At 42.1% G+C, this 26,297-nt stretch carries 24 protein-coding genes; 13 read left to right on the forward strand and 11 right to left on the reverse strand.

Annotated features, from left to right (window positions below; genetic code table 11):
* Positions 1-8 precede the first annotated feature (8 nt).
* The 9 genes from IEY67_RS19720 (at position 9) to IEY67_RS19760 (ending at position 9,257) form a co-directional block, all read left to right on the forward strand.
* Positions 9-1,130 carry an NADH-quinone oxidoreductase subunit D gene (locus IEY67_RS19720; RefSeq protein ID WP_183671934.1) on the forward strand — a complete coding sequence of 374 codons (1,122 nt, stop codon included), beginning with the start codon at positions 9-11 and terminating at the stop codon, positions 1,128-1,130.
* 12 nt (positions 1,131-1,142) lie between these two features.
* On the forward strand, positions 1,143-2,231 hold the full coding sequence (gene nuoH / locus IEY67_RS19725; RefSeq protein WP_183671935.1) for an NADH-quinone oxidoreductase subunit NuoH: 1,089 nt from the start codon (positions 1,143-1,145) through the stop codon (positions 2,229-2,231).
* 20 nt (positions 2,232-2,251) lie between these two features.
* Complete coding sequence (locus IEY67_RS19730; protein WP_075560243.1) at positions 2,252-2,740, forward strand: 4Fe-4S dicluster domain-containing protein; 489 nt, start codon at positions 2,252-2,254, stop codon at positions 2,738-2,740.
* Entirely contained in the window at positions 2,737-3,249 is a 513-nt protein-coding gene (locus IEY67_RS19735; protein ID WP_075559877.1) for an NADH-quinone oxidoreductase subunit J family protein, read from the forward strand. Before IEY67_RS19730 ends, IEY67_RS19735 begins: the two co-directional genes overlap by 4 nt.
* 4 nt (positions 3,250-3,253) lie before the next feature.
* Positions 3,254-3,568, forward strand: coding sequence for an NADH-quinone oxidoreductase subunit NuoK (nuoK, locus tag IEY67_RS19740; RefSeq protein WP_046150801.1), 315 nt, complete (start codon positions 3,254-3,256; stop codon positions 3,566-3,568).
* A 5-nt stretch (positions 3,569-3,573) separates the two neighbouring features.
* Entirely contained in the window at positions 3,574-5,502 is a 1,929-nt protein-coding gene (nuoL, locus tag IEY67_RS19745) for an NADH-quinone oxidoreductase subunit L (protein ID WP_183671936.1), read from the forward strand.
* A 4-nt stretch (positions 5,503-5,506) separates the two neighbouring features.
* Complete coding sequence (locus IEY67_RS19750; RefSeq protein ID WP_183671937.1) at positions 5,507-7,018, forward strand: complex I subunit 4 family protein; 1,512 nt, start codon at positions 5,507-5,509, stop codon at positions 7,016-7,018.
* Between the two features lie 18 nt (positions 7,019-7,036).
* Positions 7,037-8,452, forward strand: a complete 1,416-nt coding sequence (locus IEY67_RS19755; RefSeq protein ID WP_122375566.1) for an NADH-quinone oxidoreductase subunit N — start codon at positions 7,037-7,039, stop codon at positions 8,450-8,452.
* Between the two features lie 157 nt (positions 8,453-8,609).
* Positions 8,610-9,257, forward strand: coding sequence for a hypothetical protein (locus IEY67_RS19760; protein ID WP_183671939.1), 648 nt, complete (start codon positions 8,610-8,612; stop codon positions 9,255-9,257).
* 66 nt (positions 9,258-9,323) lie between these two features.
* On the opposite strand, the gene typA is transcribed toward IEY67_RS19760, so the two are convergent.
* Complete coding sequence (typA, locus tag IEY67_RS19765; protein ID WP_122356033.1) at positions 9,324-11,120, reverse strand: translational GTPase TypA; 1,797 nt, start codon at positions 11,118-11,120, stop codon at positions 9,324-9,326.
* Between the two features lie 170 nt (positions 11,121-11,290).
* Here typA and rpsO point away from each other — a divergent pair, with 170 nt between their 5' ends.
* The 4 genes from rpsO (at position 11,291) to ahcY (ending at position 15,772) form a co-directional block, all read left to right on the forward strand.
* A complete protein-coding gene (rpsO, locus tag IEY67_RS19770) occupies positions 11,291-11,560 on the forward strand; it encodes a 30S ribosomal protein S15 (protein WP_122356031.1) in 270 nt (89 codons plus the stop codon).
* Between the two features lie 149 nt (positions 11,561-11,709).
* Positions 11,710-12,294, forward strand: coding sequence for a helix-turn-helix domain-containing protein (locus IEY67_RS19775; protein ID WP_122356029.1), 585 nt, complete (start codon positions 11,710-11,712; stop codon positions 12,292-12,294).
* A 13-nt stretch (positions 12,295-12,307) separates the two neighbouring features.
* Entirely contained in the window at positions 12,308-13,963 is a 1,656-nt protein-coding gene (locus IEY67_RS19780; protein ID WP_122356027.1) for an AMP-binding protein, read from the forward strand.
* Between the two features lie 390 nt (positions 13,964-14,353).
* Complete coding sequence (ahcY, locus tag IEY67_RS19785; RefSeq protein ID WP_122356024.1) at positions 14,354-15,772, forward strand: adenosylhomocysteinase; 1,419 nt, start codon at positions 14,354-14,356, stop codon at positions 15,770-15,772.
* Between the two features lie 68 nt (positions 15,773-15,840).
* Here ahcY and IEY67_RS19790 read toward each other — a convergent pair whose 3' ends face one another.
* From IEY67_RS19790 to IEY67_RS19835, 10 genes are read right to left on the reverse strand one after another with little or no spacing between them, the layout of a single operon-like run.
* Positions 15,841-16,842, reverse strand: coding sequence for a glycosyltransferase (locus IEY67_RS19790; RefSeq protein ID WP_122375564.1), 1,002 nt, complete (start codon positions 16,840-16,842; stop codon positions 15,841-15,843).
* Between the two features lie 2 nt (positions 16,843-16,844).
* Positions 16,845-19,379: a YfhO family protein gene (locus IEY67_RS19795; protein WP_183671941.1), complete on the reverse strand. Its 2,535-nt coding sequence runs from the start codon at positions 19,377-19,379 to the stop codon at positions 16,845-16,847.
* A 28-nt stretch (positions 19,380-19,407) separates the two neighbouring features.
* Entirely contained in the window at positions 19,408-20,166 is a 759-nt protein-coding gene (locus tag IEY67_RS19800) for a glycosyltransferase family 2 protein (RefSeq protein WP_122375561.1), read from the reverse strand.
* Between the two features lie 38 nt (positions 20,167-20,204).
* Entirely contained in the window at positions 20,205-21,143 is a 939-nt protein-coding gene (locus tag IEY67_RS19805; RefSeq protein WP_183671942.1) for a hypothetical protein, read from the reverse strand.
* Between the two features lie 5 nt (positions 21,144-21,148).
* Positions 21,149-22,237 carry a DegT/DnrJ/EryC1/StrS family aminotransferase gene (locus IEY67_RS19810; RefSeq protein WP_229801142.1) on the reverse strand — a complete coding sequence of 363 codons (1,089 nt, stop codon included), beginning with the start codon at positions 22,235-22,237 and terminating at the stop codon, positions 21,149-21,151.
* A complete protein-coding gene (locus IEY67_RS19815) occupies positions 22,221-22,586 on the reverse strand; it encodes a sugar 3,4-ketoisomerase (RefSeq protein ID WP_122356010.1) in 366 nt (121 codons plus the stop codon). The genes IEY67_RS19810 and IEY67_RS19815 overlap by 17 nt, the downstream gene beginning before the upstream one ends.
* A gap of 3 nt (positions 22,587-22,589) precedes the next feature.
* Positions 22,590-23,564, reverse strand: coding sequence for a glycosyl transferase (locus IEY67_RS19820; protein WP_183671944.1), 975 nt, complete (start codon positions 23,562-23,564; stop codon positions 22,590-22,592).
* A gap of 1 nt (position 23,565) precedes the next feature.
* Positions 23,566-24,462: a glycosyltransferase gene (locus IEY67_RS19825; RefSeq protein ID WP_183671946.1), complete on the reverse strand. Its 897-nt coding sequence runs from the start codon at positions 24,460-24,462 to the stop codon at positions 23,566-23,568.
* A complete protein-coding gene (gene rffA / locus IEY67_RS19830; protein WP_183672050.1) occupies positions 24,463-25,572 on the reverse strand; it encodes a dTDP-4-amino-4,6-dideoxygalactose transaminase in 1,110 nt (369 codons plus the stop codon). It lies immediately after the preceding gene.
* Positions 25,569-26,297: a GNAT family N-acetyltransferase gene (locus tag IEY67_RS19835; protein ID WP_183671948.1), complete on the reverse strand. Its 729-nt coding sequence runs from the start codon at positions 26,295-26,297 to the stop codon at positions 25,569-25,571. The genes rffA and IEY67_RS19835 overlap by 4 nt, the downstream gene beginning before the upstream one ends.

Below are 26,297 nucleotides of genomic sequence, written 5' to 3' on the forward strand. Positions count from 1 at the left end.
TATTAATCATGGAAAAATATATGGAAATAACACCTGACGAATCGGAAGGTTTCATCATAAACATTGGCCCGCAACACCCGTCCACACACGGAGTACTTCGCTTGCGTACCCAACTGGATGGTGAAACGATCCTGAATATGGACCCGTATCCGGGTTATATTCACAGGGGCATCGAAAAGATGTGCGAGTCGTTGGGATACAAGCAATTTATCTATCTGACGAGTCGGATGGACTATCTCTCAGCCCACATGAACAATCAGGCATGCGCTCTCTGTATCGAGAAAGGAGCCGGCCTTGAAGTTCCCGAGCGTGCGCAGGTGATCAGGGTTATCATGGCGGAATTACAACGTCTCGCCTCGCATTTGCTCTGGTGGGGCTGCATGGGATTGGATATGGGAGCCGTTTCTCCCTTTTTCTATGCATTCCGAGAACGGGAAATGATACTCGAAATCTTTGAGGAGACAGGGGGCAACCGGTTGACGATGAATTATATTACTCCGGGCGGTGTTATGCAGGATTTACATCCGGATTTCGTACACAAGGTAAAAGAGGTACTTGCCTCCCTGAAAAAACATGAACATGAATACGGCGAATTGCTTACGGGCAATATCATCTTCCGTAAACGCCTGGAAGGTGTCGGTATACTGACTCCGGAACTTGCCGTTTCACTGGGTTGCACAGGCCCGGTTGCAAGAGGCTCCGGTATTTCATGCGATGTCCGCAAACAGGCACCTTATGATGTTTACGATCAGGTAGAGTTCAAAGAGATCCTTTTCTCCGGGGGAGATTGCATGAACCGGTACATGGTCCGGATGGAAGAGATGAAAGAGTCTATCTCCATTATCGAACAGCTGATCGACCATATCCCCGAAGGTTCTTTCCGCAATAAACCCAAAGGAATGCTGAAACTTCCCGAAGGAGAATACTACCACCGGGTAGAGACTGCACGCGGTGAATTGGGTGTATATATTGTTGCCGACGGCTCAGCCAAACCCTGGCGTGTGAAATTCCGGACACCGAACTTCAGCAATCTGACGGCACTCAAACCTTTGTCGATCGGTTCGAAAGTGGGAGATCTTGTGGCGATCATGTCGACACTCGACCTGATAATACCTGATATTGACAGATAAAAACAAAAAGAAATGACAAGTTTACAAATAGATTTTACAGGTTTTACCCAATGGATCGGGCAAACATTGTCCGACTATCTGTCGCCGGGCTGGGCCTTGACTGTCGAGTTAATCCTTGCAGCCGTCGCCCTTATCGTAATGATCGTTGTCCTGGTTATTCTGATGATCTACGCCGAACGAAAAATTGCCGGTTTCATGCAGCTGCGCCTCGGACCGATGCGTGTGGGTTGGTGCGGTTCCGTACAGGCAATCGCCGACGTGTTGAAGTTGCTTCTGAAAGAATGCGTCACCCCGTTCAAGGCTGATAAATTCCTCTTTGCCCTGGCGCCCTTCATCGTACTGACCACCAGCTTTCTGGCACTGGTTCCCTTTTCCTATTCGCCAGGATTACAACTGTGGGATATCAATATCGGGGTACTTTATGTCACCGCCGTTTCATCGATCAGTGTGATCGGAGTGATGATGGCAGGATGGGCCAGCAACAATAAATATTCGCTGTTAGGAGCTATGCGTAGCGGTGCACAGATCGTGAGTTACGAACTCTCTGTCGGTATGTCACTGATTGCCGTTATTGCCATGAGCGGTTCACTGTCCATCCTCGAGATCATCAATTCGCAAGCTGACGGATGGTGGATTTACAAAGGACATATTCCAGCAATCATCTCTTTCATGATATTTATTATCGCCTCAACAGCCGAGCTGAACCGTGCCCCCTTTGACCTGGCAGAAGCCGAACAGGAACTGACAGCCGGATTTCATACCGAATATTCGGGTATGCAGTTTGCCATGTTCTTTCTTTCGGAATATACCAATATGCTGATCGCCTCTATGATGGCTGCAACGGTATTCTTCGGAGGCTGGCAACCGCTCTACCTTCCCGGACTCGACGGCTTCAATGCAATAATGGATTATATTCCGGGATTTATCTGGTTCTTCGGCAAAGTATTCTTTGTGGTGTTCCTGATCATGTGGTTCCGTTGGACCTTTCCACGTATCCGTATCGACCAGTTGCTTCGCCTGGAATGGAAATACCTGCTGCCCATCAGCATTGTCAATGTACTTATTGCTGCTACCGTTGCAGTATTTGAATGGTATTTATAATGGAAAAAGGAGTATTGAAAATGAATAAATGCATTAATTATATCTATTCCATCGGTGCGGCTATGGGGTCGCTCGGTAAAGGAATGTTCCGTACATTCAGCAGTATGGTGCATCCTGCCCGGATACTGACACAGCAGTATCCCGAAAACCGGGAAACGACGCTCTATATCCCGGAACGTTTCGAAGCGGAGCTTCATCTGATAGAGGATGAGAACGGCGAACTGAAATGTACTGCCTGTACCCTTTGCCAAACCGCCTGTCCCAACGATACGATCCAAATCAAAGTGGAGAAAGTGACTACACCGGAAGGGAAAAGCAAACGCGTTCTCAGTGAATATATCTACGACCTGGGGCGTTGCACTTTCTGCGGCCAGTGCGTAGACTCCTGTAACTTCGGTGCACTCGAGATGACCAATCATTTTGAAAACAGTGAATATGACAAGCGGAAACTGGTGAAGCTCCTCAACGAACGTCATCTGCCCGCCAATAGAAAGGAGGAACAAATATGAATGCCGAAGCAATTCTATTTTACGTACTTTCAGCAGGGATACTCACACTGGGTGCCCTCTGTGTATTCAGCCGGAGCATTTTCCGGTCGGCAGTCTTCCTGCTTCTCTGTCTGATAGGAATTGCGGGATTGTACATAATGATGGAGATGAATTTTGTGGCAGCCCTTCAGATCATGATCTATGTGGGAGGAATTGTGGTGCTTATCATCTTCTCCATCTTCCTTACCCACAATACAGGAGCGAAATTACCGCTACCCATTCCCCGGCGGCTGTTCTGGGCACTGTTTCTACCTTTCAGTGGTTTTATGCTGGTGTTATGGGTGTTGCTGCATCATCCGTTCCGGTCGGAGACGATCTCTTCGAAGGTGCTGGATATCCATGAGATCGGACATCAGTTGTTCAACCTGAATGAATACGGGTACATCTATCCGTTCGAGATAATCAGCGTCTTATTGCTGGCTGCCCTGATCGGTAGTATTGTAATTGCACAAAGTAATAAAAAGAAATAAGATTATGGAACAAATACCTCTTTCACATATACTGATACTGAGTTCGGCACTCTTTTTCCTGGGAGCTTACGGTTTCTTTGCCCGCCGGAACCTGATCACCGTACTGATGTCGACTGAATTGATCCTGAACAGTGTGAACATAAACTTCGTGGCATTCAACAAATATCTTTATCCCGAACAACTGGAAGGCGTATTCTTCACGCTTTTCATTATTATAGTTGCCGCCGCAGAGGTATCGCTTTCAATAGCGATCATTATCAATCTCTACCGGAAGTTCAAGACCATAGACATCGATGATACAACGACAATGAAATACTGACCGATATGAATAATTATGAACTATATACAGGATTAATCCTTTTACTGCCTCTGGCCGGGTTTATCACCTTGTCGCTGACCGGTAAACGGTTCACTCCACGTGGGGCCGGCATACTGGCTACCCTGTTACTGGTACTGACCGCGTTATTGTCGTGGGTAGTGGCTTATGGCTATTTCTTCGAATTCGGCAAACAGGCAGGTATTTACCAACCTTGCCGCCTGATAGATTTCGAATGGCTGCCTTTCACCGATACGCTTTCGATCAATATGGGCATAACCCTGACACCAATCATTGCAATGATGCTGATTGTTATCTCGACCGTGTCGCTGCTTGTCCACCTTTACAGTACCGGCTACATGAAGGGAGAAGAAAGATTAGGGAGTTATTTTGCTTACCTGCAACTGTTCACCTTCTCCATGCTGGGATTGGTGATGGCATTCAACATCTTCCAGATTTACTTTTTCTGGGAATTGGTCGGTGTTTCTTCCTTTCTGTTGATCGGATTTTATTTCAAACTGCCTGCCGCTATTGCAGCTGCGAAAAAGGCTTTTATCGTCACCCGTTTTGCCGACCTTGGATTTCTGATCGGCATCCTGATGCTGGGTACGGGAGCCGGTTCGTTCGATATTGAACAGATTATCAGTCGGCTCACCGATCCGGGATCATCTTACCTGGCAGCTTTTACAGACAGTTCCTTTCTCGGCTTTTCTACATTGACATGGGCACTGCTGCTTGTCTTCGCCGGAGGTGCGGGTAAATCGGCAATCTTCCCATTGCATGTATGGCTACCGGATGCCATGGAGGGTCCTACCCCTGTCAGTGCCCTGATCCATGCAGCTACGATGGTCGTTGCCGGTGTCTTCCTGGTGGCACGGTTGTTCCCGGTTTATGCTATTTCGGCTCCGGCAGCACTGGAAGTGATAGCCATACTCAGTGCTTTTACAGCTTTGTTTGCCGCAATAATAGCCTGTACACAGACCGAATTAAAGAAAGTGCTGGCCTATTCTACGATCTCACAGATTGCCTACATGTTACTGGCGCTGGGGGTTGCCGGATGGAGCAAAGAGGCAGCCGAAGGATATACGGCTTCGATGTTCCATTTATTTACGCATGCATTCTTCAAAGCTGCTCTTTTCCTCTGCGCCGGAGTTATTATCCACATCGTACATTCGGGAAAACTGGAAGATATGGGAGGATTGCGAAGGAGCCTGCCCATTACACATATCGCTTTTCTACTGGCGGCTTTGTCTATCTCCGGATGTCCGTTCCTGTCCGGTTTCTTCAGTAAAGAAGCTATTCTGGCAGCGACATGGACAAGTCATCCGGTATTATATGTTGTCGCTCTGCTCACCAGCGGACTGACTGCTTTCTATATGTTTCGCATCTATTTTCTTGTCTTCTTCAATAAGAAAGCAACGGATGAAAAAGCACATGAACCCTGGCAAATGGCTTTACCGCTGATCGTACTGACCATCGGCACTGTATTTGCAGGATATATTCCTTTCGGAGAATTGGTTAGTGCCGACGGAATGCCATATAAATTACATGTAAGCGTTCTATCGAGTCTTTTACCCGTATCTGCTGCGCTGATCGGGATTCTGACAGCAGCCTCATTCTATGCCGTACGCAATGACAGACCGACAATGTTTGCAAAGAGTCTGGGAGGCTTTTATCAATGGGCTTACCATAAGTTTTATATAGATACCGTGTACTTGTTCTTCGCCAAACAAGTGATGGATAAAGGATTCGGAGGCCTGTTCTCTTTTATAGACACTCATATCATACAGGGAACTCTTAACGGATTGGCGGAAGGAAGCTACTCTTTCAGTGTGCTGATTAAACGGATGCAATCCGGCCGTATTCAGACATACGCCTTCTTCTTTCTTGGAGGGGTTCTCTTAATGGCCATATTACTAATCATTCAATATATTTGATAAGATGGACTTACTAACGATACTTTTACTTATACCCGGTATTACGCTCGTCCTGTTATTCCTCGCCAGAGGGCAACAGACAGTCCGAAAGATAGCTATGGCCGGTGGAGCCATACAGTTACTCTATACAATCTTTCTGGCCTATTGCTTCATACAGGAGAAAATGACGGCAGGCAATATAAGCGGGTTACTCTTTACCGACTCGTTCAACTGGTTCGAACCGCTGAACATCAACTTCAGCTACGGGATCGACGGGATCTCGTTGTTGATGATATTACTTACTGCATTGGTAGTGTTCAGCGGCATTCTGGTCTCCGGAAACATCCGGGAACAATCCAAAGAGTTTTATGTCTTACTTACGCTGCTGGGGTTCGGAGCTTATGGCTTCTTTATAGCAACAGACTTGTTCATGCTTTTCTTCTTCCTGGAGATCGCTGTTATCCCGAAATACCTGCTCATCGGTATCTGGGGATCAGGTGCACACGAAAAGAATGCCATGAAACTGGCACTGATGCTGATGGGAGGTTCGGCACTGGTCTTTATCGGCATTGTCATGCTCTACTTCTTCAACGGGGATGTCTCCGGCCATTTCACCTGGAATTTACAAGAGCTGGCTCAGACGCATCTTCCTGTATATTACCAACGGCCGTTGTACCTATTGACCTTTATTGGCTTCGGTGTATTCACAGCTCTCTTTCCTTTCCATTCCTGGGCTCCGGACGGTCACTCGTCGGCACCAACTGCCGCCTCTATGTTTCTGGCCGGTGTTTCTATGAAGTTGGGAGGATACGGATGTCTGCGGGTAGCCACCTTCCTGTTTCCCGAAGCAGCCGACGAATTATCATGGATATTTATCATCCTCGCTTCAACCGCTATCCTATACGGGGCTATCGTTACCTTAAAACAAAAAGACCTGAAGTATATGAATGCTTTCTCGTCTGTCAGCCACTGCGGATTTGTCATCTTAGGTATTGCAATGCTTACCCGCACAGCTATCACGGGAGCAGTGATGCAAATGGTTTCACATGGAGTAATGACAGCCCTCTTCTTCGGTGTGATCGGTATGATCTACCAACGTACACATACCCGGCAGATCAGCGAATTGGGAGGAGTGCTTTATCAAGCTCCGTTCATCGGTTCCGCCTTCCTGATCGCCGGACTCTGCTCACTGGGGTTGCCGGGGATGAGCGGTTTCGTTTCCGAGATGACGATCTTTGTCGGTTCCTGGGAACGGGCTGGGATTTTCTACCGGATTGCAACTTTAATAGCCTGCTCATCTATCGTGATTACGGCCGTATATATTCTGCGGGCAGTAGGCTCGGTTATCTGGGGAGAAGTACGCAATAAGGCAGTCAAAAGCATGACAGATGCAACCCCCTCAGAGAGACTCGCATCAGTCTTGTTGATAGCTGCTATCTTCCTGATCGGAACATGTCCTTTTTGGGTGATTCGTTTGATCGACAGTGACAGTCTTGTTATTGCTCAGCGGTTACTGACACAGGCTTTTCAATATTAACTTATAAAACAAAAGATTATGAGTACCGAACTCTTCACCATATTACGATTTGAACTGATAGTATGTGTCCTGATCTTTCTTCTGTTGGTCATGAAACTGATGGATGCGGATAAATCGTGCAAACAACTGCTTTGGACGGTCAATATTCTCCTGTTCATTAATTTTGCAGCAAGCTTCCTGCATATCCCGACAGCGACATTGTTTAATGGGTTCTTCCGGACCAACGACCTGATCGAATTAGAAAAAACGATCCTTAACCTGGGTGTTCTACTGATCCCTTTGCTGGCCTCACGCTGGCTTTACAAACATGCAGAGATCAGTATCGAATTTTATATCTTGATGCTTAGCAGCTTGTTAGGAGGCTTTATTACATTGTCGAGCGGCCACGTACTGATGCTGTATCTGGGAATAGAGATTTCAACCATTCCTATCGCTGCCCTGGCAAATTTCAATAAGCATGAACGGCGTTCGTCGGAGGCAGGTATTAAGTTCATTCTTTCTTCCGCCTTCTCTACAGGAATGCTTTTGTTCGGTATATCCTTGCTGTATGGAGCTTACGGAAACCTTAGTTTCGACTATTTACAGGCGAACCTGACCCCCGATCTGCTGACACTGCTGGCTTTTGCCTTTATGATGGGCGGCTTCTTTTTTAAGATGTCGGCAGTCCCTTTCCATTTATGGGCAGCCGATGTGTACGAAGGTGCGCCGATGGCTGTCACCAGTTATCTGTCAGTCGTATCCAAGTGTTCTATCGTTTTTGTTTTCGTATCCATCCTGATGACGGTATTTCAGCATTTGTCCGGCGAATGGCTTGAGATCATATCGGTCGTAGCCATCCTGAGTATGACAGTCGGTAACTTGTTCGCCATGCGCCAGCAAAACCTGAAGCGTTTGCTGGGGTTCTCCTCCATCTCACAGATCGGATTCGTATTGGTGGGTATTACGGGTAACAGTATCCTGGGGCTCGATTCCACCCTCTACTTCATGCTGATCTATGTACTGAGTAACATCTGTTTCTTCGGTGTACTCGGAGCCGTTGCCGATGCGACAGGCAAAGAAGATTTGAATTCATTCAAAGGCTTCTACCGCACAAATCCGTTCCTGGCTTTGATGATGGGTGTCAGTCTGCTTTCGCTGGCAGGTGTACCTCCCACTTCCGGGTTCTTCGGGAAACTGTTCCTGCTGGCCTCCGCCATGGGTGACCGGATGTATATCCTGATTATTTTTGCAGGAATCAACCTGGTACTTTCGCTTTACAACTATCTGCGTATTATCAAATACATCTTTATCGATACACCTGAAGAACAGTTATGTGTCGGCAGGACAAAGGTAATGACAGCCACACTGATGTTTTGCTGTATTGCCATTCTTTGTATCGGATTCATCTCTTCCGTTTACCAGTATATCGACTGGGCCGGAAGGCAGACATTCTAATGAACTAAAAAAAGAAAAGACTGATAAGGATATGAACAAACTCCTTATCAGCCTCTTTTATGCCTAAAAATATACCACTTTTCATACGAGTAAATCATAAATAGTTTATATTTACAGCAGGAAACAAATGTATCAGCAACCACCTAATAGACTATTTATGAAACGGATTCTACTATTTTGCCTGATCTGTATCATGCCATCCGGCATTGTCGCTCAGATCGATAGCACACAATTCCTGTTGCAGCATTTCGAAAACGGGCATGTGTACTACAAAGACGGGCGGGTATTCAATGTTCCGCTAAATTACAGTCTCTTGATCAAGAAATTTTTATTCCGGGATAAATACGACAAAAATAACATCAAAGAGTTCTCTGAGCCGGACATGGTTGCAACGATTAAAATCGGGGAAAGAATATTCCTCCCGACTAAAGACGGGGCAACTGAGGTGTTACAGAAAGATCCGCCTATTTTCGTACAGTACAGAGGTTCATTAAAATGGGAAGGGAAACAAGTTGGCTACGGCGGCCGTTCGGAAACATCGGCTGTCGACAGTTATTCGTCGTTCCAGTCAGGCAGCACCATGCATAAACTGGAAACGGAAAAATTGATCCTGACCCGCATCGACAAGATCTTCCGGATAGAACGTAAGGGAAAACAATACCGCTTCATCAACGAAAAGCAATTCCTCAAAGCCTTTCCGAACTATAAAAATGAACTAAAGAAATATGCCGATGACAATAAGATCGATTTTAACGACATCGATAACGTCTTACAAATCTACAACTACGCATCTGCACTAAAATAAAGTAGATACCAAATAAAAAGCCGGATACACGATGTGCACCCGGCTTTTCTATATTATAGATGTAAATTATCTACCCTGACGTTTACGTTCTGTTTCATCCAGGATGATCTTACGCATACGCATATTGTTCGGAGTGATTTCTACATATTCGTCTCCCTTGATATACTCCAGGGCATCTTCCAGACTGAATACAATAGGAGGAGCCAGAGATACTTTATCGTCTGAACCGGAAGCACGCATATTCGTCAGTTTCTTCGACTTTGTTACGTTAACTACCAGATCACCTTCCTTCGTATGCTCTCCCACTACCTGTCCGGCGTAAACTTCTTCCTGCGGAGCAATAAAGAAACGGCCACGTGACTGAAGATTGTTCAAAGCATAGGCAAACGCTGTTCCGGTCTCCATCGCAATGATAGAGCCATTGTTACGACGTTCGATATCTCCCTTCCACGGCTGATATTCCAGGAAGCGGTGAGCCATGATCGCTTCACCGGCAGAAGCAGTCAGAACAGCATTGTTCAAACCGATAATACCACGTGAAGGTATATTGAACTCAAGATGCATACGGTCGTTCTTGCTTTCCATCATCGTCATCTCACCTTTACGTTTTGTCACCATATCGATAATACGGCTGGATGATTCTTCCGGAAGATTGATTGTCAGCTGTTCTACCGGTTCGCATTTTACACCGTCTATTTCTTTGATGATAACCTGCGGCTGACCTACCTGCAATTCGTATCCTTCACGACGCATCGTTTCGATCAATACAGACAAGTGAAGCACACCACGACCATATACCAACCACGAATCGGCTGAATCGGTCGGAACCACACGCAATGCAAGGTTCTTATCCAACTCTTTCTGCAAACGTTCAAATATATGACGTGAAGTCACAAATTTACCGTCTTTACCGAAGAACGGAGAGTTATTGATCGTAAAGAGCATAGACATGGTCGGTTCGTCGATAGCGATTGTCGGCAATGCTTCCGGTTCATTCACATCGGCAATCGTTTCACCGATCTCAAAACCTTCGATCCCGATCACAGCACAAATATCACCTGATTGAACAGAAGATACTTTTGTACGGCCTAAACCTTCAAATACATCGACTTCCTTGATCTTTGATTTCACCATCGAACCGTCACGTTTACACAACATAACTTCCTGGCCTTCTTTCAGCTCTCCGCGATGAACACGTCCAACCGCGATACGTCCGACATATTTTGAAAAATCCAGCGAAGTGATCAGCATCTGAGGAGTTCCCTCCAGCACTTTCGGTTCCGGTATATATTCAATAATAGCATCCAACAATGCCAGAATATCTTCTTTCGGTTCTTTCCAGTCGGTCGACATCCATCCCTGTTTTGCAGAACCATAGATTGTCGGGAAATCCAACTGCTCTTCCGTTGCGTCTAGGCTGAACATCAATTCGAAAACCATTTCCTGAACTTCCGACGGACGACAGTTCGGTTTGTCTACCTTATTAATAACCACAATCGGTTTCAATCCCAACTGGATTGCTTTTTGTAATACAAAACGAGTCTGAGGCATCGGCCCTTCAAACGCGTCGACCAACAACAAACAACCATCGGCCATGTTTAATACACGCTCTACCTCTCCTCCGAAATCGGCGTGACCCGGAGTATCAATAATATTGATTTTGTAATCTTTATAATTAATAGAGACATTCTTGGCCAAAATCGTAATTCCTCGTTCACGTTCCAAATCATTGTTGTCCATGAACTGATCCGGTTCTGCCTGTCCTTCACGGAAAAGCTTACCGGCTAATAACATCTTATCCACAAGCGTCGTTTTGCCGTGGTCTACGTGCGCGATAATCGCGATGTTTCTGAGTTTTTGCATCGAAGACTAATTTATTGGCTGCAAAAATACGACATTTTTACGATATATATATGTCATTCATGTCTCAAAATACAAAAAATAAGATGAAAAGTCTTGTATATCTCAAAGGAATGCCTACCTTTGCATCCGCTTAGATAATATAGTATCAATTTATTAAAGTACAAAGAATCATGTTTTTAGATTCAGAAAAGAAAAAAGAATTATTCGAAAAGTATGGCAAATCTGCAACTGACACAGGTTCAGCAGAAAGCCAGATCGCTTTGTTCACAGTTCGTATTGCACACTTGACAGAGCACCTGAAAAGTAATCACAAAGATTACAGCACTGAAAGAGCGCTGAAAATGTTGGTTGGTAAACGTCGTCGTTTATTGGACTATCTGATTAAAGTTGATATCAACAGATATCGTGCTATCATTAAAGAGCTTGGTATCAGAAAATAAGAAACTACTTCTCCGGAAGTTACAAAAGGGCAACTCATACAAGGGTTGCCCTTTTTTTCTTTCAGCAAATTACATGGTAAAATAAAATATTAATGTAAATTTGCGGCGTTTAGTTACAAATTAAAAGAAAATCTAAAATAAACATACTTATGGGAAACAACAAAATCATCGGAGCCAAAATTAAAAGTATCCGTGAATCAAAACAACTTTCCGTTGAAGAAGTAGCCGAACGCTCCGGCCTGAGTATCGAACAGATCGAACGCATAGAAGGTAATGTAGACTTTCCTTCACTGGCGCCACTTATCAAAATAGCACGGGTACTCGGTGTCCGTCTGGGAACATTCCTCGACGACCAGTCAGAACTGGGTCCGGTTATCTGCCGCAAAAAAGACAGCAACGATTCCAATAGCATCGGTTTCACCAACAATTCGATGGAAAACCGCAAACACATGGAATATCACTCCCTGTCACAGGATAAGTCCGGGCGGCATATGGAACCGTTCCTGATCGATGTTTCCCCATCAGAAGAAGGTGTTGATTTCGTTCTTTCCACACACGAAGGCGAAGAATTTATTTATGTACTGGCCGGCGTAGTTGAAATAAACTATGGGAAAAATACGTATTTACTGGAAGAAGGTGACAGTATTTACTACGATTCTATCGTTGCCCATCATGTTCACGCTGCAGCCGACAGCACAGCTAAAATACTTGGAGTTGTTTATACCCCGTACTAATTGACCGAAGGATATGGAAATACAATTACAGGACAAGACTTTAGGTCAATGGCTCGAGCACTGGGCCACTTTGACGCCGGACAAGGAATACGTGGTTTATTCCGATCGTGACCTGCGTTTCACATGGAAAAAGTTTAACGAACGTGTCGACCGGATGGCGAAAGGTATGCTGTCTATCGGTGTCGAACACGGCACGCATGTTGGTATCTGGGCAACCAATGTACCCGACTGGCTAACATTCCTTTATGCAGCTGCCAAGATCGGGGCCGTTGCCGTTACGGTAAATACGAACTATAAGCAGAACGAACTGGAATTTCTGGTTGAAAATGCCGATATACATACCATGTGTATCACCGATGGTGTATTCGACGGAAGTTATATCGATATGATGTATTCCATGCTCCCCGAGTTAAAGGAATCACAACGCGGTTACCTGAAAAGCAAGCGTTTTCCACGACTGAAGAACGTGGTTTACATCGGTCAGGAAAAATACCGCGGCATGTACAATACACCGGAGTTGTTACTGCTGGGTGAAAACATCAGCGACGACAAACTGGAAGAAGCCAAAAAGCTCGTCAATTGCCACGATGTTGTCAATATGCAATATACCTCCGGTACGACAGGTTTCCCGAAAGGGGTTATGCTGACGCACTATAACATTGCCAACAACGGTTTGCTGACCGGCGAGCACATGAAATTTACTGCCGACGACAAACTGTGTTGCTGCGTTCCCCTCTTCCACTGTTTCGGCGTGGTATTGGCATCCATGAACGTACTGACACACGGATGTACACAGGTGATGGTTGAAAAATTCGACCCGCTAGTCGTGCTGGCATCTATCCATAAAGAACGTTGTACGGCTCTTTACGGCGTACCGACCATGTTCATCGCCGAACTGAACCACCCGATGTTCCCGATGTTCGACCTTACCTCACTCCGCACCGGTATTATGGCCGGTTCACTCTGCCCGGTCGAACTGATGCGCCAGGTGGAAGAGAAAATGTACATGAAAGTAACCAGTGTATACGGCTTGACGGAGACATCTCCGGGTATGACACACTCACGCATCGACGATCCGATGGAAGCACGTCATAACACGGTAGGACGCGACTTTGAATTTACGGAAGTGCGCGTTATCGACCCGGAAACCGGCGAAGAATGCCCGGTCGGCGTACAAGGAGAGATGTGTAACCGCGGTTACAATAACATGAAAGGTTATTACAACAACCCTGCCGCTACAGCCGAAGTAATCGATAAAGACGGTTTCCTTCATAGTGGCGACCTCGGTATAAAAGATGAAAACGGATATTATCGCATCACCGGCCGCATCAAGGATATGATTATCCGTGGTGGAGAAAATGTATATCCGCGTGAGATAGAAGAATTCCTGTATCACCTGGAAGGTGTGAAAGACGTGCAGGTGGCAGCCGTTCCGTCCAAGAAATACGGAGAGGAAGTAGGCGCTTTCATCATCCTGCATGAAGGTGTAACGATGACAGACGATGTGGTAAAAGATTTCTGCCGCGGCAAGATCGCCCGCCACAAGATACCGAAATACATCTTCTTCGTCGATACCTTCCCGATGACCGGCAGCGGAAAGATACAGAAGTTCAAACTGAAAGACCTCAGCCTCAAGTTGCTTGCCGAACAAGGCATTACTCCAGTATAAGTCCAAAATTTTATTACCGGCACGCAGATGACGCTGATTAAGCAGATAACCGCAGATTTATCGTTTTAAATATAAATGAAATCTGTGTGAATCTGCTTAATCAGCGTTATTTGTATACTCTTTTATCGCCTTTTGCAAAGTATCACTCATAATGCTATTACACAACCGATTACAGTTTCTTCGTAATTCCAACCTCAGGAAACTCCGGTTTCCTGCCTGGGGAACTGTAATTTCCTGCCGAGGGAACTAGCGTTTCCTGCCTTGGAAACCGGAGTTTCCCAAGCGGGAAATTTTGAAGACACCAGGGGATGATTATGTTTGTCCCCAGGAATTATCTGAACAACCTAATAATTTCTTATCTTTGCCACACATTCAAAATAAGTATTATTTATGTCACAATTATTTCCAACTAATCTGCCTTATAAAGTGGCAGATATGAGTTTGGCAGACTTCGGTCGTAAAGAGATCGAGATCGCCGAACACGAAATGCCGGGACTGATGGCTCTGCGCCAGAAATATGCCGATCAGAAACCTCTGAAAGGTGCCCGTATCACCGGCTCACTGCACATGACTATCCAGACTGCAGTGTTAATCGAAACATTAGTTGCGTTGGGAGCAGATGTACGCTGGGCAAGCTGTAACATCTTCTCTACACAGGACCATGCCGCTGCGGCTATCGCTGCCGATGGCGTTCCCGTTTTTGCCTGGAAAGGTGAAACGCTGGAAGAATATTGGTGGTGTACCGACATGGCACTTCGTTTCCCCGACGGGAAAGGCCCTCACATGATTGTTGACGATGGCGGAGATGCCTCTTTATTGGTTCACATGGGATACCGTGCCGAAGATAACGCAGAAACGATCAACCGTAAAGGCGGAAACCATGAGGAACAGGTAATTCTGGATACTTTACATCGCATCCTGGAAGAAGATAACGGACGCTGGCACCGTACAATTGCAGAAATGAAAGGTGTTTCGGAAGAGACAACCACCGGTGTACACCGCCTGTATCAGATGATGGAAAAAGGCGAACTGCTGGTTCCGGCTATCAATGTAAACGACTCCGTAACGAAGTCCAAATTCGATAACCTGTATGGTTGCCGCGAATCGTTGGCCGACGGTATCAAACGCGCTACCGACGTGATGATCGCCGGTAAAGTCGTTGTCGTTGCCGGATATGGCGATGTCGGTAAAGGTTGCGCCCATTCCATGCGTTCCTACGGGGCTCGTGTACTGGTTACGGAAATCGACCCGATCTGTGCTTTGCAGGCCGCTATGGAAGGCTTCGAAGTAACAACGATGGAAGATGCTGTGAAAGAAGGTAACATCTTCGTTACGACGACCGGTAACTGCGATATCATTACAATCGGTCATATGTCTCAGATGAAAGACCAGGCTATCGTATGTAATATCGGTCACTTTGACAATGAAATCCAGGTAGACAACCTGATCAACTATCCGAATATCCAGCATACCAATATCAAACCGCAGGTAGACAAATATACTTTCCCGACAGGAAATTCTATCTTCCTGCTGGCAGAAGGCCGTCTGGTTAACTTAGGTTGTGCAACCGGTCACCCGTCATTCGTGATGAGTAACTCGTTCACCAACCAAGTGCTCGCACAGATGGATTTGTGGCAGATGGCTTATGAAGTAGGTGTTTACCGCCTGCCGAAACGTCTGGACGAAGAAGTAGCCCGCCTACATCTCGAACGGATCGGAGTGAAACTGTCTAAATTGAGTCCTAAGCAAGCTGAGTATATCGGAGTTCCGGTAGAAGGCCCATATAAGGCGGATCATTACAGATATTGAAACAAAGAGGACCTGACCAGAGTATTTCCAATACATCTGTCAGGTCCTCTTCTTTATTATACGTCTCTTCAAGCTTTCTTCTTGTAATGTTTTTTTAGTTCTGCTTCCACATCTACTTGCTGTTTAAGAATCACTTTGCGGATAAATGCACCGATAAAGCCTATACCATATCCTCCCAACTGAATAAAACTGGTCACAATAGAAAGCAATGCGATCGGCAAACTCTTATTAACCCAAAGGGATTCCAGAAAAAGAGCCAGTATATAAATTCCCAAAGGGAGTAAAGCCCAGGGACAAACCAAGGACGACAACAGTAAAAAGACCACTCCCAGAACAAAACAAGCAGGTAGCAGATGTACTAATTTCAAAGAGTCCGGATGCATCTGATATAAATCGACACGAGCCATCCCAAACACATAAACCTGCCTGTAAAATGATTTAAGACTCACCCTACGCTTGTGATAAACATAAGCATCCGGGAACAGTTCCACTGTAAATCCAGCCTTACGGATACGTGTACTCAAGTCGATGTCTTCTCCGAACATATCCTTGAACCCACCCACTTTTTGATAAACCTCACGGGAGAATCCCATATTGAACGTACGGGGCACGAACTTTTCCAATCCTTTCTTACTTCCCCGGATACCACCGGTAGTCAGAAAAGAGGTCATCGAATAACTGATCGCTTTCTGCATCAGGGAAAAAGAGGAATGTGCCCTATCCGGACCACCAAAACAATCAGCCTTCGTTTCCTTCAGATAGTTTGTTACTTTCTCAAAATAATCTTCCGGAATAATACAGTCGGAATCAAAAAACAGTTGGTACTTCCCTTCGGCCCGTTCCATTCCATAATTCCGGGTCAGGCTACGACCGGAATTGGGTTTAAAGAAATAACGGATATTCAATCTATCCTCATATTCCTTAACGACCTCATCACAAGGGACGGCAGAGCCGTCTTCCACAATCAGGACTTCAAAATCCTTACAGGTCTGATTGACCAGACTCTCCAACAATTCACGCACCTCAGCCGGGCGGTTATATACGGGTATTATGATTGAATAAGAAATCATCGTTATTTTATTTCTGTAGTAGCAGAACGTTGCTGACGCCAGTATTTCCAGCCGGACCAGCCCACTGCCACAATCAATAATAGCAGGATCAGGAAAGAGCTATATGCCGAGACATTAGCCGCCAGAACATAAGTATCCGGATGAAAATCAAAAACAATCGTATGTTCTCCTGCCGGAATCAACATAGCACGCAATATCCAGTCGGCACGGAAATGGGTTGCGTCTTTTCCATCTATCGTTACTTTCCAGCCCGGATAGTAGATTTCAGAAAATACAGCTAATTGTTCCGAAGAAGCCTTCGTTTTATATGTCAACCGATTAGGACGGTATTTCTCCAATACAATCGTTGCTGTAGAATCTTTATGAGGGGTGAAGCCTTCCAGGTCTTTTGCAAAACTCTTATCCACAACAGCCGTTTCCAGAGGATTGATCGTATTTAAGGCCTCAATCTCCGCATCTGCATTCTCCACAATATCGATCTTATCTACAAACCAGGCATTCCCATAAGCAAACGGATTACGGATCGGAGCCTGATCCGGATTATAAATAATATAACGGGTATTCAGCATATTCAGGGAAGGAGAAGCTGCCAGGACAGGCATTATATCCTGTATTGTTTGTGCCTTCTGCAAAGCTCCGATTATATTACGATATTCGCCATCGAGGCGGTGATCGATCAATTCCTGATAGCGGCGCAATTTAACGGCATGATATCCTCCGATAGAATGGTGGAAGTAAGATACGTTGGTGTCCTGCCAGGGATTAGTCAGGCCAAACACACGGTAAGATTCATCCGTATCCTTAAATATCTCTTTATCGGCAACGCTTTCCTTATAACTTTCTTCAGCTTTCTCTTTTACATAATTACCATCATTGAGGTAACGACGGTCGACAGACCACAAATCAACCAGTATCAACACTGCCATACCGGCACTCACGATCAGGGAAGCCGTCTTTTTATTTTTAGCTTTCCAGTACCAAAGCAATAAAGCTGCTCCCAATAATATAAAGATCAGAGAGCGTAGCGCATCGGCCGAAGCCAAAGAAGCACGGTCCATCAACAAGGCTGTATAATACCATTCCGGTACCTGATTCTGGAACTGTGCATCATATACAGAATGGAAATTCAACAATAACGAAGGTATCAAGAAGATAATCAGACAAATACCTCCCGTTATACCCACAGACCACAAAAAGCCATTCTTCATTGTTTTATCATCGACATTTCCTCTGAATATCTCCCGTAATCCCCAAATACCAACAATAGGGAATACAAATCCGGGAATAACCAGAGCCATCTCCACCGTTCTGAACTTATTATACAAAGGCAGATAATGGAACATAATATCATTAAACGCATCGAAATTACGTCCCAATGCCAGGAATGTCAGGAAAATAGAACCTGCGAACAACCACCATTTCATCGGATTACGCACCACAAACATTCCAAATACAAACAAGAAACACACCAATGCCCCAAAGTAAACAGGACCCGACGTAAACGGTTTATCTCCCCAATAGGTATAAGTCTGTACCTCTTTCCCTACTTGTGCCCCATTTTTCTTCAATTCTTTATATAATTCGGAAGAGCTATCCAGCGTACCTCCTGAACTACCACCATATACATCCGGGATCATAACAGTCAGCAGTTCCTTCCAACCGTAACTCCACTGAAATGCATAATCTTTATCCAACCCGGAAGATGCTTTTTCCACCTTTCCCGTTTCATCCGGTTTCGGAGTCAGTTCCGACGCCCCACGAATCGAGTGTTGGCCAAGGTCCCAGTTAGCATACATATCCTTCGCATTAGGTAATACTGCCAGAGCAACGCAAGCAAGCATTATCAAAGAAGTTTTCAGCCACTCTCTTGTTTCTTTTTCCTTTAGCTTTTTTATTGTATACCCAATATATATAAACAAACATAGCAAAACCAGATAATAAGTAATCTGTATATGTCCGTTCATCAAAGAGAAAGCAACTCCCAGAAGAAATAAAACAGCCCCCCAAAGCCATTTCCTTTTAAACAGCAAAAACATTCCCGCTAACGTTACAGGCATATATCCAATCACATAAGCCTTTACGATATGTCCGGCTTCAATAATAATAATATTATATGAGGCAAAAGCAAAGGCTATTGCTCCCGCAATTGCCAGCCACCAATTCACCCCCATCACACACATCAACAGATAAAAACAAACCAAACCAACAAAAACCATTGCTGCATGCGTATATCCCGGAGCCTTCAACCATCCATCAATGATGCTATAAGAAGGTAATTCGGGTGCAGGATTTCCATATCCAGGTCCATAAGGCATTCCTGAGAACATAGCGTCCGACCAGACACTAAACTCCCCAGGTTCAGCCGTCTTGGCATATTTATCTACCTGACTACCGCCCATACCTGCCGCTTTCACATTATCACCTTGTCTAATGACTTTTCCGTCAAATACAGCCGGAGAGAAATAAGCCATTACCAACCCTAAAAATAAAATCAGGGCAGCAACATGCTTACCCACATTTTTCATAATACTATGCATAATATGTATCTTCTATATATTGTTTCGTTTATACTCTTCCTTTCACCCACTTTGCAAAATAAAAGCGAATGGCAAACCACACATGAAGCAGGGATGTTGATACAGTCCCGTAATACCGGCACATTATATCATATCTTTCTTTCAATGAGGCTTTACGCTGAGTCGTACTGACTCCGCCATCCAGAAAATTAGACAGGGTCATCCGTGTATTATATATTCTCTTCGCCTGTTTCATACACCGGATACACCAATCAAAATCAGCAGAATAACGATATGTTAAATCATATAACGGAGCAATTGTCCGTTTTGTTATAAATGACTGATGACAAACCAACATTCCCATCCGAAATTTCTTCCATGTTAGTTTATCCGGAGCTTTCAACCTCCGTTTCCCCAGCGATTTTCCTTCTTCATCGATAAGAATAGTTTCCCCGTAAATAATATCAGGCAGCACTTTCTTTTTTTGAATTAAGGAAGCAACACCTTGTACGGTGTCAGAAGTATATAAAGAATCACCGGCATTAACAAACCACACATAATCCCCTGTAGCCTTTTGAAGCCCTTTATTCATTGCATCGTATATACCTTTATCCGGTTCACTGACCCAATAAGAAACTCCGGAAGCGTATTGTTTGATAATATCTACAGTCCCATCGGTCGACCCTCCGTCAATAATAATATATTCGATATTCGGATACGACTGGCTCAACACATTCAAAATGGTCGACTCCACCCAGCGGGAAGCGTTATATGTTATTGTAATGATCGAGAAAACAGGTTGTTGCATTTATGTAGCTATTCTATAATTATATTTAGAATCATCATTTATTTCAATTTTGCCTTCACAAAATTAACTATCATTTGTGGATTATGAATTGCTTTTTTTATTCCTTTCAACCTGGCCCCCAATATCTCTTTTGACAAGGACCATTTTAAATTATACCAAAAACCGGAATGATGAACTTTATGCTCATCCACTATATACTTATACATTGAATACTTCGAACGTCCCTGAAAATGCAAACAATAAAATCGAACCAGGGATTGATCATTCATTAATTTTCCATACGGAAGATTATCTATCCAATAAACCTTCTTTTTACCGTCTTCCATTTCGAAACCCTGCCCCCATGTAATACATCCGTCAAAACATGTACCGTTCGTCGGAATAGCAATGTCTATCACATTGCATTTTGTATTATCCTGAAACCAGACAAATGCAACCATATCACATACACCGCCCAATTGTTTATTATCAATAATCTCTTGATACATAGATTCCATCTTGTTTAAAAGAATATCTTCTGTATACATAGACATCAGATATTCACAAAAATCAGATATAGAAGATATATTGAATAAAGCGCAGCCAGGCCCTTGTTTATTGCATGTAGTAAAGTCATAAGATATATATTGTTGCATGACTTCATCAATATTACAATACAGCAATACATCAGAATCCATACAAAGAAAATTCTCTATTTTCTGAGTTTTTACAAAATCCCGAATGCAAAACCATCTCTGAAAACATATCAATTCATAATCATAGGGATTAGATGACATATGTATATAAGCCATCTTAAAAGCATCAGCTCCTTTCGAATAATCATCAATATTGTAATGCTCTACAAAACAATATTTATCAGTAGAAGCATCACTGATCAAACAAATTCTAGTATGAGGATTAAATAAACGGATTTGTTCTAAAACAAGCTTCAGATAAAATGTATCTCCCCTATGTACTATGATTATCGGTATATTCATTGTTATTAAAACTTATTTAAGACTTCTATTACTTTAGAAACATCATCTAAAGTATGCCCATATGATATAGGAAGACTCAATGTTGTCTTATGTATTTCTTCTGATAATGGATATTCACCCTCAAAAAGACCTTCCATCGCTTTTTGTTTATGAGGGGGAATCGGATAATGAATATCTGTTTTAATTCCATTTTTAAGAAGATATTCCTTCAAATCATCTCTTTTAGGATGACGTATATTAAAAATATGATATACGTCAAAATAATCAGGAGAAACTACCGGTTTTATAAAATCCTCTTTTAGTTCCTTCAAATAAATATCAGCCAATTCTCTTTTATGTGAATTAATCCGATCCAAATATTTAAGTTTTACATTCAACAATGATGCTTGAATTTCATCCAAACGCGAATTATAACCTATATAATCATTCTGATATTTAATCTTTGAACCATAATTTCTCAAAGCTTTAAATAGTTCTTTTTTATCAGAATCATTTGTCGTAATTGCACCAGCATCACCTAAAGCTCCTAAATTTTTAGTTGGATAAAAAGAGAAAGCTCCTATACCAAATGTTCCTACCTTCCGTCCTTTAAACATTGCACCATGAGCCTGTGCACAATCTTCGATGACAGGTAAAGCATATTTATCAGCAATCCCCATGATACTCCTCATATCACAAGCTTTTCCATATAAATGGACAACCATGATAGCACATGTATTTTTCGTTATTTTCTCCTCTATGTTTAAAGGATCAATATTATAAGTATGAATATCAGGTTCTACTAAAACAGGTTTAAGATCACATTGAAGAATAGACAAAATTGTTGCTATATAAGTATTTGACGGGACAAGTACTTCACTACCTTTCGGGAAACCATAACTACGCAAGGCCAACATTAGAGCATCCAGCCCAGAAGCGACTCCTATACAATGTTTTACCCCACAGTATTGTGCAAAAGCATCTTCAAAAGAAACAACTTGTTTACCAAGAATATACCAACCACTATTCAGTAATTCCCTAAAACACTGCATGTATTCATCTTCGAAAGATTTATTCAATCTTCCTAAACTCTCATATTCAATCATAAGGCTCATAAATATAATCGTTCGAATCAAAAAATTCAGAGGCTAATACCATTAAAATAGCATCTTTGCTAAAATGGTGCATAATATGCCAATCCGTAGGTTCCAGGATCAGGCATTTGTGCGGAGAATCCAATACAAATTCTTGTTTTTCCGCTCCTGTATTATTGGATATCGTACAATGTCCTTGCAAACAAATAGCTGCCTGTACTGTTTTATGATGGCGATGTCCTCCTCTTACAGAATCATCAACGCCATATATATAAAATATTCGTTTTATATCAAACGGTAATACCTTTTCTACCACAGTCAGATTTCCACGCTTATCTGTAAATGTTTTTAAATCTATTATATGAGCCATATTTTAATTTTCATGTAACAACTTAATATAATGTTTTTCTCTTAATCCGCGACGAACCAAAAGTTCAAGCAGATATTTATAATATTTCAACCCATGCAAATATAACTCAGAGGTTTGTATTACAGGATATTTACTTCTTATTTGTTTTATTTCTTTCACATATGGTTTAAAGAGCAATAAAATTGATGAATCATTTCTTTCATAATAAGGGCGTGGAGAGAAAAAGTCTGGAGATACAAAGACAAAAGAGTGAAAATGGAAAAAGATAACTGAAAATTTTTTATTTGTATTCAATTCAGTACCTATTACCTTATCATCTTCCTGTTCAAACTTATATTGTTGCATATTCCAGGGAGCAACCCCACCTCCTAAATTTTGAGAGACAAAGACTCCTTCAAAACGATTAGGCCAATCATCCAGATATTTCTGATCTCCAAAACGTCCGTCTTCAAACCGAGCATAACACCATTCAAGACAGGCATTACGCCACCATTCTAAAACAGTTCGTCCTTGCCTATTATTTTTAAAGGTAACGAACTGTACACAATATATCCCTGTCTTCACACTTTGGTCATATTGCCGGGTATATCGATGAGGAGTTATCAGCACTGAGTTTTCTCCCATTTCGTCCAGCAAGACTTGAGGTGATGAAAAAAAGTACAAATCTGAATCCAGATACGTACAATGATCTACATTATAATGATCTAATACATATAATATGGTTGAAGAAGAACAGGTCCAGCAGTATTCAGCTCTTGTACGAGTCGGTTTTACCCTTAACAATTCTTCATCTTCAAACTCAGACAAAGAAATTACTGTGACATTCTTCAACTGCAATGCCTGTAAAATCGAATAGCACTTATCATTAAAAGCAAATATATATAAATGGAAATCCTTACAATGTTGACTTAACGAATTATACATCGCTAAACCTCTTGAAAGATAAACAGAGTCAAAAAGGGTACAAAAATTAAGCATATCAACTAATTTTGAAAATACGTTTCAGTCTGGCCTTTACTTTATAGTAAAACATTATATATCTAAAATAATAAATAAAAGCATCTCTTCCCTGCTTCGATTCTTGAATATCTATATTAGAAAGTACTATAGGTGAATTAGTCAAAGGTACATCAAACATCTCATTAGTACTACAATGAGTACCACTCCCATCCATTCCTATTTGATTTACCAAAGATCGGCCTGGATATAATGTTAACTTATGATGTAAAAATGCCGATGCATACCAACGAACTGCCCACGAATTATTCTTCCCTTCAATTTGATGTTTTAGCATTCGAAAATAAGGATAAGAGTAATTGAAATCAAATTGTTTTTTCAGACCTCGTTTTTCTATTTCTTTTAATAATGCTTCCCCGTTCGAGCTAAATAAATCCCAACCGCGCTTCCAAGTAGCCCATCCCCAACAATCGGCTCCTTTTATAAAGAACGTCTCAGGTAGTACTCGTTTTACGGGATATACATATCCATGAATACAAATTACCTGATCCTTTTTTTCATAAAAGTTCAGTGCCTCATTCATATACTTAAGAAAGTAAGGAGAGACAACCAGATCATCTTCTAAAACGATTACCCTCCCGTATTGATTTACTACAGATGTCACACCGTCAATAATATTCTTTGCTAATCCCCAATTATTCGTGCGTTCCTTAATAGAAACAGTTTTAAACCCTGTAACAGATTTCAAGTAATGACGAACTAATCCGACTTCATATATAGTTTTTTCATCTTTACCACCATCCGAATAAACTATCAATTCACTCTCTGATACATATTCATTCTGTAATAAAGCATTTATAACCTCCTGTACATGAAATAGACGATTATATGTAAACAATAGGATTGGTGATAGTTCCATTTAATAATTTAATAACGATACAATATACTCTACCTGCTTATCTGATAATTCATAATATAAAGGTAGTCGAACTAAACAATCACTATATTTATCAGCATTAGGTAGTTCTCTCCCATCGTGTTTATCCTTGTAATATGAACTTTTATGAAGACTCAAATAATGAAATACAGCAAGAACCTCATTATCCTTAAACTTTTGCAATAATTTTGTACGAAAACTTAAATCTGGACAAATCAAATAAAACATATGGGCATTATTTGTCGCAAAATAAGGTATAGTTGGTAATTGATAGTTTTCTATAGTATTTGATATCAAACATTTATAATAGTTCCAAATTTCTTTTCTCTTTTTCTGAATTTCATCCAAATTTTCTAATTGGGCATACAAAAAGGCAGCAACAATCTCCGATGGCAGAAAAGAAGAACCAGTATCAACCCAACCATATTTATTAACTTCTCCTCTAAAAAATTCGGCACGATTTGTTCCTTTTTCCCATATTATTTCAGCTCGATTAATAAATTGTTCATCATTTATAACCAACATTCCACCTTCACCAGAAATCACATTTTTTGTTTCATGGAATGAAAAAGCGGCAAAATGGCCAATACTGCCAAGAGGACGTTCCTTATAGTAAGAATCTATTGCTTGTGCTGCATCTTCCACAACAAACAAACCATATTTACCAGCGATCTCCATTATTTTATCCATATTACAAGCAACACCTGCATAGTGAACCGGAACTATAACTTTGGTTTTAGATGTTATCAACTGCTCAATTTTATCAGCATCAATATTTGGATTATCAAAATAACTATCTGCAAATACAATTTTAGCCCCTTGTCTGATAAATGCTAAAGCAGAAGAAACAAATGTATAAGATGGAACTATAACTTCATCCCCTGGTTGAATATTACAAAGTATTGCCGCCATTTCCAATGCATCTGTACATGAAGTTGTAAGCAAACACTTCTTAAAGCCATAGCGTTTTTCAAAAAAAGCCTGACATTTTTTTGTGAATCCTCCATTGCCTGAGATCTTTCCAGATTCGACAGCCTGACAAATATAAGCAGTTTCCTTACCTGTAAGATAAGGTTTGTTAAATGGTATTATAGCCATACATGATATATATTAGTAATCTGTTTAATAGAGTATTTATTTTTTTCATAAAAGGCACAAGCTTTCTTATTTTGCAATTGAGTTGCGACATTTATATCAAAAACTGAATGCTGAGACAACTTATATTCTAAAAACATCATTAATTCAGTTCCTATATTTTTCCCTTGCACCAGTGGATCGACAGCTATCAAACCTATAGTAGCAACATTACTTATCACTTTATAAGTCAACATACCACATAATAGATCATCCTTATCAAAAACTAAAACCTCATCTGCTATTTCCTTTGATACAGACCGGATAATCCATTCTGAATATAATTTTTGAAAGGTACTCCTAGGGAAATTATCATCAATATAAAAACGAGAAAAACGCCCACTCTCTAAAGACAATTTCAACAATTGCTCAGAAACGCATTTCTCTTGATATTCAAACACAAAAGGAGAAATATTCACAATATCTTTTTGAGTGTTCAGCTTTTTACTAAAAATCACTTTCTGATCAACCAAACGCATATCTTCTTTACAAATATCTTTTAAGAAATCTTTCTTCTCTGGAACAAAAATATAAAGCAACTCATAATTTTCCAATCGACCTTGTATCAACAAATCATTGTATTCATCGTAAGATATTGCTTGTTCAAAAGAAACTTTACCTATTTTCTTTTGAAAATTTTCAGTATCCCATTTTAAAAATTGTATTGTAGGATATTCTATCAT

The sequence above is a fragment of the Parabacteroides faecis genome (assembly GCF_014647375.1).
Classification (GTDB): Bacteria; Bacteroidota; Bacteroidia; order Bacteroidales; family Tannerellaceae; genus Parabacteroides; species Parabacteroides faecis.